General features: G+C 50.2%; 9 protein-coding genes. 1 reads left to right on the plus strand and 8 read right to left on the minus strand.

Annotated features, from left to right (window positions below):
- The 7 genes from ftsL to ilvI form a co-directional block, all read right to left on the minus strand.
- The gene (ftsL, locus tag E0D98_RS02625; protein WP_000625657.1) at positions 1–366 is read right to left on the minus strand and encodes a cell division protein FtsL; all 366 of its coding nucleotides are present in this window, start codon (positions 364–366) and stop codon (positions 1–3) included.
- A complete protein-coding gene (gene rsmH, locus E0D98_RS02630) occupies positions 363–1,304 on the minus strand; it encodes a 16S rRNA (cytosine(1402)-N(4))-methyltransferase RsmH (protein WP_000970479.1) in 942 nt (313 codons plus the stop codon). Before rsmH ends, ftsL begins: the two co-directional genes overlap by 4 nt.
- A 1-nt stretch (position 1,305) precedes the next feature.
- Positions 1,306–1,764 carry a division/cell wall cluster transcriptional repressor MraZ gene (mraZ, locus tag E0D98_RS02635; protein ID WP_001295770.1) on the minus strand — a complete coding sequence of 153 codons (459 nt, stop codon included), beginning with the start codon at positions 1,762–1,764 and terminating at the stop codon, positions 1,306–1,308.
- 601 nt (positions 1,765–2,365) lie between these two features.
- On the minus strand, positions 2,366–3,370 hold the full coding sequence (gene cra, locus E0D98_RS02640; RefSeq protein ID WP_000762401.1) for a catabolite repressor/activator: 1,005 nt from the start codon (positions 3,368–3,370) through the stop codon (positions 2,366–2,368).
- An 81-nt stretch (positions 3,371–3,451) separates the two neighbouring features.
- Positions 3,452–3,538, minus strand: a complete 87-nt coding sequence (locus tag E0D98_RS02645; protein ID WP_001303787.1) for a fruR/shl operon leader peptide — start codon at positions 3,536–3,538, stop codon at positions 3,452–3,454.
- An 11-nt stretch (positions 3,539–3,549) separates the two neighbouring features.
- Positions 3,550–4,041, minus strand: coding sequence for an acetolactate synthase small subunit (gene ilvN, locus E0D98_RS02650; RefSeq protein WP_001252744.1), 492 nt, complete (start codon positions 4,039–4,041; stop codon positions 3,550–3,552).
- Positions 4,042–4,043: 2 nt separating this feature from the next.
- On the minus strand, positions 4,044–5,768 hold the full coding sequence (gene ilvI, locus E0D98_RS02655) for an acetolactate synthase 3 large subunit (protein ID WP_047086743.1): 1,725 nt from the start codon (positions 5,766–5,768) through the stop codon (positions 4,044–4,046).
- Positions 5,769–5,886: 118 nt separating this feature from the next.
- Here ilvI and E0D98_RS27505 point away from each other — a divergent pair, with 118 nt between their 5' ends.
- On the plus strand, positions 5,887–5,931 hold the full coding sequence (locus tag E0D98_RS27505) for a hypothetical protein (protein WP_128566915.1): 45 nt from the start codon (positions 5,887–5,889) through the stop codon (positions 5,929–5,931).
- A 154-nt stretch (positions 5,932–6,085) separates the two neighbouring features.
- On the opposite strand, the gene leuO is transcribed toward E0D98_RS27505, so the two are convergent.
- Positions 6,086–7,030, minus strand: a complete 945-nt coding sequence (gene leuO / locus E0D98_RS02660) for a transcriptional regulator LeuO (RefSeq protein WP_001377791.1) — start codon at positions 7,028–7,030, stop codon at positions 6,086–6,088.
- Between the last annotated feature and the right edge of the window lie 73 nt (positions 7,031–7,103).

Here is a 7,103-nt window from a genome sequence, read left to right on the forward strand (position 1 = left end):
TTATTTTTGCACTACGATATTTTCTTTTGACGGATCAACATGCTGCATTTGCAGCTTTTCCGTGGCGATCCTTTCCACCCGGCTATGGTCGCCGAGCGCATTCTCTTCAAGGATCAGGTTGCGCCATTCAATGTCTAAAGCATCTCGCTCCAGCACCAGTTGTTCGCGCTGAGCGGTCAGTAAACGGGTATGGTGCGCCGTGGTTACCACGGTCACCGCCGTCAAAATAATGCAAATGAACAGGCAGAGTGGCAGCTTCCCAAATCGCAAAAGATCGTCACCGATAACACCAGGCAATGCATGGCGCTCGTGGCTTCCCATCGATCCTTTAACTTTGCTTAGAGCTTCTGTCACTCTGCTGATCATGCGTTCGTCCTCTCTGCGATACGCAGAACTGAACTACGGGCACGAGGATTCTCAGCCACCTCTTCTTCGCCCGGCATTAACTTGCCTAATGCTCGCAGCTGACGGCCACCCAGTTTTTTGAGCTGCTCTTCAGTCATCGGTAACCCTGCCGGAACTTGCGGACCGCGGCTGTTTTCACGCATAAAACGTTTCACAATACGGTCTTCCAGCGAGTGGAAGCTGATGATCGAAAGCCGCCCACCCGGGGCCAGCACGTTGAGCGAGCTTTTTAGCGCCTGCTCTATCTCCTCCAGTTCACTGTTTACCCAAATGCGCACCGCCTGGAAGGTACGAGTCGCGGGATGTTTAAACTTATCTTTCACCGGCGTTGCAGCAGCCACGACTTCCGCCAGTTCTTTGGTGCGGGTCATCGGCTGTTCGCGGTTACGCTCGACAATGGCGCGGGCAATGCGTTTGGCAAAACGCTCTTCACCATAGGTTTTCAATACCCAGGCGATATCGGCTTCTTCTGCGGTTTGTAGCCATTCAGCGGCTGACTGCCCACGGGTTGGGTCCATACGCATGTCCAGCGGACCATCGCGCATAAAGGAAAAGCCGCGCTCAGCATCATCAAGTTGCGGTGAAGAGACGCCAAGATCGAGGAGAATGCCGTCGATCTTGCCGATAAGATCGCGCTCGGCAACGTATTCGCCCAGCGCGGAGAAAGGTCCGTGGATGATGGAGAAGCGCGGATCATCAATAGTCTTCGCAACGGCGATAGCCTGCGGGTCGCGATCGATCGCCAGCAAACGCCCCTCTTCGCCAAGCTGCGAGAGGATCAGACGTGAGTGACCACCGCGACCAAAAGTCCCATCAATGTAGATGCCATCAGGACGGATATTGAGGCCATTAACGGCTTCATCCAGCAGCACCGTAGTATGTTTATAGTTTTCCATCATTTTATAGAGACAAGTCCTGCAGTCGCTCCGATAAGTCTCCGGTAGCCAACTGCTCTGCGTCGATATCTTCCTTGACCTGTTGATGCCAGGTTGTTTCATCCCACAGCTCAAACTTGTTGAACTGTCCAACCAGCATCACTTCTTTTGTCAGCCCGGCATGTTGCCGCAGTACTGGCGCGATTAACAATCGACCTGCGCCATCCATCTGACATTCGCTGGCATGACCTAACAGTAGGCGCTGCACACGGCGCTCAACCGGGTTCATGCTCGACAGACGCGATAATTTTTGCTCGATAATTTCCCATTCAGGCAGGGGGTAAAGCAGCAGGCACGGGTGATGAATGTCAATGGTGCAAACCATTTGACCGGCAGCGTTCTCAAGCAGCTGTTCCCGGTAACGGGTAGGCACTGATAAGCGCCCTTTGCTGTCGAGATTGACTAACGTTGCTCCCCGGAACATGCCAGCCTCACCCCTTATTCCCACTTTGCCCCACAATTTCCCACTGAAAGGAGTTTACGGAGCGGAGGAAAAGCTTGTCAAGCCAGTCACAAGGCATACCGAGGTAAAAAACCCGATGTTTACGGCTAATATCAGCGTTGTTTATTTTACGTCCAACGTGCGCAGCAAATTAACGTTATGAATAGCTGTAAGAAAAAATCCCTCATCGTCATCACCGTTTTAAAATGACTCACTATTTTCCACAGCAAATATAAAGTGTCAGTTTGCGACGCGAGCGGCATTTTAGGACATATCTTCCCCGGTTAACAGTCCCTGTTGCGTCTGTGTGGCGCTTGATGCCAGCGGGTTTGCGCAAAAGCAAAGAAAAGTGCTTGTTAAATCGGCAATTCATCTCTGCATGTAACAAAATAATGCAAAAACGCGCTGTCGATATCACTTAATTATTGTGAATTTCAGCTGGTGAGTTAATTAACGGGCGGGTTTAAAAGAACTTATCAATAATAGTCAGGAATAGTCTTATTTACTTTAAGGATATTGATGTCCATTCCCGTACTCTACGCGCCAGAGGGAAATTCACCTGGCGCGTATTTTTGTTCGCGGCTTAGCTACGGCTGAGCACACCGCGGCGATAGAGATTACGTTTAATGCGCGTTAAACCAGGTTTTGGCTTACGCGGTTCGTCCAGGCTTGCCAGGACAATCTCCAGCACACGCTCTGCGACATCGCGGTGACGTTGAGCCACTGCCAGCACCGGGCACTGTAAGAAGTCGAGCAGTTCGTTATCGCCAAAGGTGGCAATTGCCAGGTCAGAAGGCAGTTTACCATCGCGACGTAGCGTGACATCCATCACCCCTTGCAACAACGCAAACGACGTTGTGAACAGCGCCTGCGGCATCGGATGCGTTTCCAGCCATTTTTCGAATAACTGGGCAGCCGCCTCCCGCTCATAGCTGTTGGCATACAGGAAATGCACTTCGCGCGGATCATCTTTCCAGGCAGTACGGAAACCTTGTTCACGCAGGAAGCTGACAGAAAGCTCCGGCAGCGCGCCAAGATAAAGCACCGTCTCGGCGGGAAACTTACGTAACTCTTCCGCCAGCATTTCGGCATCATCCTGATCGGCACCAACCACGCTGGTGAAGTGTTCACGATCGAGGGCGCGGTCCAGCGCGACAATCGGGAACGGGTCGTTAGCCCAGCGTTGATAAAAAGGATGCTCAGGAGGCAACGACGTCGAAACAATAATGGCATCGACCTGACGCTGTAAAAGGTGCTCAATACAGCGCATTTCGTTGTCTGGCTGATCTTCTGAGCAGGCAATTAGCAGTTGATAACCCCGTTGCCGCGCCTGGCGTTCAAGATAGTTAGCGATGCGGGTATAGCTGGTGTTCTCCAGATCGGGGATCACAAGACCAATAGAACGTGTGCGTCCAGCACGAAGCCCAGCTGCCACGGCGTTCGGGTGGTAATTGTGCTCACGCACCACAGCCATGACTTTTTCAACGGTTTTGTCGCTCACACGGTATTGCTTCGCTTTGCCGTTAATAACATAGCTTGCAGTGGTCCGCGACACTCCCGCCAGCCGAGCGATTTCATCCAGTTTCACAATTGCCCCTTGCGTAAAATGTAAAAACCATAGCCATTGTACTGGTATGGGTTAAATTCATTAACATCTAAGCGCAGAAAATTAACTGCGGCAACTGCTTTTATTCCAGGTTCCCACTGATTTCGCAAAAAAAGCCCAACGTGACATGTTGGGCTGCAAATTGCGCACTGAGATCATTCTCAACGCATTATTTTATCGCCGCGCGAAAGTCCGACCACACCAGAGCGAGCAACTTCCACAATTTTCGCCACATCGCGAATCGATGCTAAAAATGCATCAAGCTTATCGCTGGTGCCTGCTAATTGAACGGTATAAAGCGAGGGGGTGACATCGATAATTTGCCCACGGAATATTTCCGTATTACGTTTCACTTCGTCACGCCCGTAACCGCTGGCCTGAATTTTCACCAGCATGATTTCCCGCTCAACATGCGCGCCCTGCCCCAACTCACTCACGCGCAAGACATCGACCAGCTTGTGTAATTGCTTTTCGATCTGCTCAAGCACTTTTTCATCGCCCACGGTCTGGATGGTCATACGCGATAATGTCGGATCGTCGGTTGGCGCAACGGTCAGGCTTTCAATGTTGTAGCCACGCTGGGAAAAAAGGCCAATCACGCGGGATAACGCGCCTGATTCATTTTCGAGTAAGACTGATAATATCCGGCGCATAATCAGGTTCTCTCCGTTTTGCTTAACCACATTTCATCCATTCCGCCCCCGCGAATCTGCATCGGGTAGACGTGCTCACTGCCATCGACGGTAACATCAACAAACACCAGGCGATTATTGCGCACCTGTTCCAGCGCCTCGCTAAGTTTGCTTTCCAGCTCATGCGGATGAGAGATCTGGATCCCGACGTGACCATAGGCTTCCGCCAGACGGACGAAATCGGGTAGTGATTGCATATAAGATTGTGAATGACGGCCGGAATAGATCATGTCCTGCCACTGTTTCACCATCCCCAGACAGCGGTTATTGAGATTCACCACCAGTACCGGCAACTCGTATTGCAACGCGGTAGACAGTTCCTGGATGTTCATCTGAATACTGCCGTCGCCAGTGACGCAAACCACGGTTTCTTCTGGCAACGCCATTTTGACGCCCAGTGCCGCAGGTAAACCAAAACCCATCGTGCCGAGGCCACCGGAATTGATCCAGCGACGCGGTTTGTCGAATGGATAATAAAGTGCAGCAAACATCTGGTGCTGCCCGACATCGGACGTCACGTAAGCGTCTCCCTTCGTCAACCGCCAAAGAGTCTCGATCACCGCCTGCGGTTTAATCTTTTCACTGTGAGTGTCATATTTCAGGCACTGACGAGCGCGCCACTGTTCAATTTGCTGCCACCAGTCGCGGATCTCATCCAGTGGTTGATGGGCGGATTCTTGCGACAAGAGTTCAAGCATTTGTTCGAGGACCTGGCGAGCATCCCCCACAATCGGGATATCCGCAGTCACGGTTTTAGAAATGGAAGTAGGATCAATATCGATATGCAGAACAGTGGCATTTGGGCAGTACTTTGCCAGATTGTTCGTCGTTCGGTCATCAAATCGTACCCCGACGGCGAAAATCACATCCGCGTTATGCATCGTCATATTGGCTTCGTAGGTACCGTGCATTCCCAGCATGCCCAGTGCCTGACGATGCGTTGCCGGAAACGCCCCCAGCCCCATCAATGAGGATACAACGGGCAGATTCAACGCCTCCACCGTTTCTTTCAACTGCTGATGGCAGCCCGCCATGATTGCCCCACCGCCTACGTAGACAACCGGTTTTTTTGCCGCTACCAGCGTTTGCAGAGCGCGCTTAATTTGCCCTTTATGTCCGGTAGTAGTGGGATTGTAAGAACGCATACTGACCGACTCAGGCCAGACATAGGGTAATTTGTTCGCCGGATTAAGAATATCTTTCGGTAAATCAACGACCACTGGTCCTGGGCGACCACTTGCCGCCAGCCAGAAAGCCTTTTTCAGCACCTGCGGAATGTCTTCCGTTTGCTTAACCAGAAAACTGTGTTTAACCACCGGTCGCGAAATCCCCACCATGTCGCACTCCTGAAAGGCATCGTAACCTATCAACGAGGTCGCTACCTGCCCGGAAAGGACAACTAATGGAATGGAATCCATATAAGCGGTGGCGATGCCGGTAATCGCATTGGTCGCCCCTGGACCCGACGTTACCAGCACGACGCCGACTTCCCCGGTCGCGCGCGCCAGACCATCGGCCATATGCACTGCCGCCTGCTCATGACGAACTAAAACATGATCGATACCACCCACGGTATGCAATGCATCGTAAATATCAAGGACTGCGCCTCCGGGATAACCGAATACTTGTTTAACGCCCTGATCGATAAGCGATCGGACGACCATCTCGGCTCCAGACAACATCTCCATGGCCTGCCTCACTGTTTGACGGAAAAAATGTGTAAAACACATTAACCGTCCGATCTTGCTTAAGCAATTGGCAGCCAGAGACATAAACGCAGGGTAATAAGAATAAACAGGAGGAAAGGTGAAAAGAAACGATAAAATCCTCCATTACGAAGGATTAAATTGATAATAAATCGGCTGAATCCCACAACTTACAGCAATTTCTCTATTTTTTTAATTAATCCTAAAATAGAGAGCCCACACATTCAGAATAAAATTCTACATTCAATAAAAAATACAGAATAAACCAGACATTCATGTCTGACCTATTCTGCATTCAGTTAGCGTTTGCAAATTGAGACTAATTGCTCTTCCATCCACTGATGGCCTTTATCGCGCCCGGCAGCTTCATGCCAGGAGAGATAACAGGTTCTGCTATTTTGTTTTAACGGCAGCGGTAATACCTGTAATTCTAAGGATTCAGCGAACTCTTCAGCCAGCCAACGCGGCGCAATAGCGATCAAATGCGTTTGCGACACCACGCTAAGTACGCTCATCATTGCCATGCCCTGATACGCGATACTGGCTTGCTTATCTACCGTGTCATACCAAGGTTGACTAAATGACGCGAAACGATCGAGCGAAACCGCCGCATGTTGTTCGTTATAAACATCATGTTTCAGTAACGGGCCCTTAATTGTTGGATGATTTTTGCTGGCTACCAGCACCATTTCATCTTTAAATAATGGCACGCTGGTAAATTCAGGACGATGGAAGTCTTCATAACTAATCACAAACTCCGTTTCCTGATAACGCAGCTGATGTTCAGTGTTCTGATTTAATGAAGACTTGAACATAACATGTATATTTGGCGCAATCTGCTCAATGTGATTATAAATCTGCGAGGTCAGAATGCTGTCTAACGGGCTGCAAACACAAAGATGAAATACACGTTCACTGCTCGCGGGTTCAAAACCTGAACCAGGCAATTCATTTTGTACTAGTTGCAATGCCTGACGAACTGAGCCAAAAAGTTGAAATGCGCGAGCAGTCGGTTGAATACCACGGCCATAACGAACAAAAAGCTCGTCATTAAACATCACCTTCAGGCGTGCAACAGCGTTACTGACCGCAGGTTGCGACATACCCAGAACATGAGCGGCACGGGTAATGTTTTGCTCCTGCATCACGGCATCGAAAACGGTTAATAAGTTGAGATCGACCATGCGTAGCTGTGGCTTGCTTAACTCCGCCGTCTCTGAATGATCTGTTTGTACCTCTGGCATACTTAACTCCACTGTCACACTTAACTCCCTTTCCCTTATTGGAATGCAGAGAAATAATCCTGAAGAATATGAT

The sequence above is a fragment of the Escherichia sp. KCJ4928 genome (assembly GCF_004352695.1).
Taxonomy (GTDB): domain Bacteria; phylum Pseudomonadota; class Gammaproteobacteria; order Enterobacterales; family Enterobacteriaceae; genus ECMA0423.

Coding starts and splice junctions, on each gene's coding strand:
- leuO (WP_001377791.1), bottom strand. CDS start 7,030: ATGCCAGAGGTACAAACAGATCATTCAGAGACGGCGGAGTTAAGCAAG.
- ftsL (WP_000625657.1), bottom strand. CDS start 366: ATGATCAGCAGAGTGACAGAAGCTCTAAGCAAAGTTAAAGGATCGATG.
- ilvN (WP_001252744.1), bottom strand. CDS start 4,041: ATGCGCCGGATATTATCAGTCTTACTCGAAAATGAATCAGGCGCGTTA.
- ilvI (WP_047086743.1), bottom strand. CDS start 5,768: ATGGAGATGTTGTCTGGAGCCGAGATGGTCGTCCGATCGCTTATCGAT.
- rsmH (WP_000970479.1), bottom strand. CDS start 1,304: ATGATGGAAAACTATAAACATACTACGGTGCTGCTGGATGAAGCCGTT.
- mraZ (WP_001295770.1), bottom strand. CDS start 1,764: ATGTTCCGGGGAGCAACGTTAGTCAATCTCGACAGCAAAGGGCGCTTA.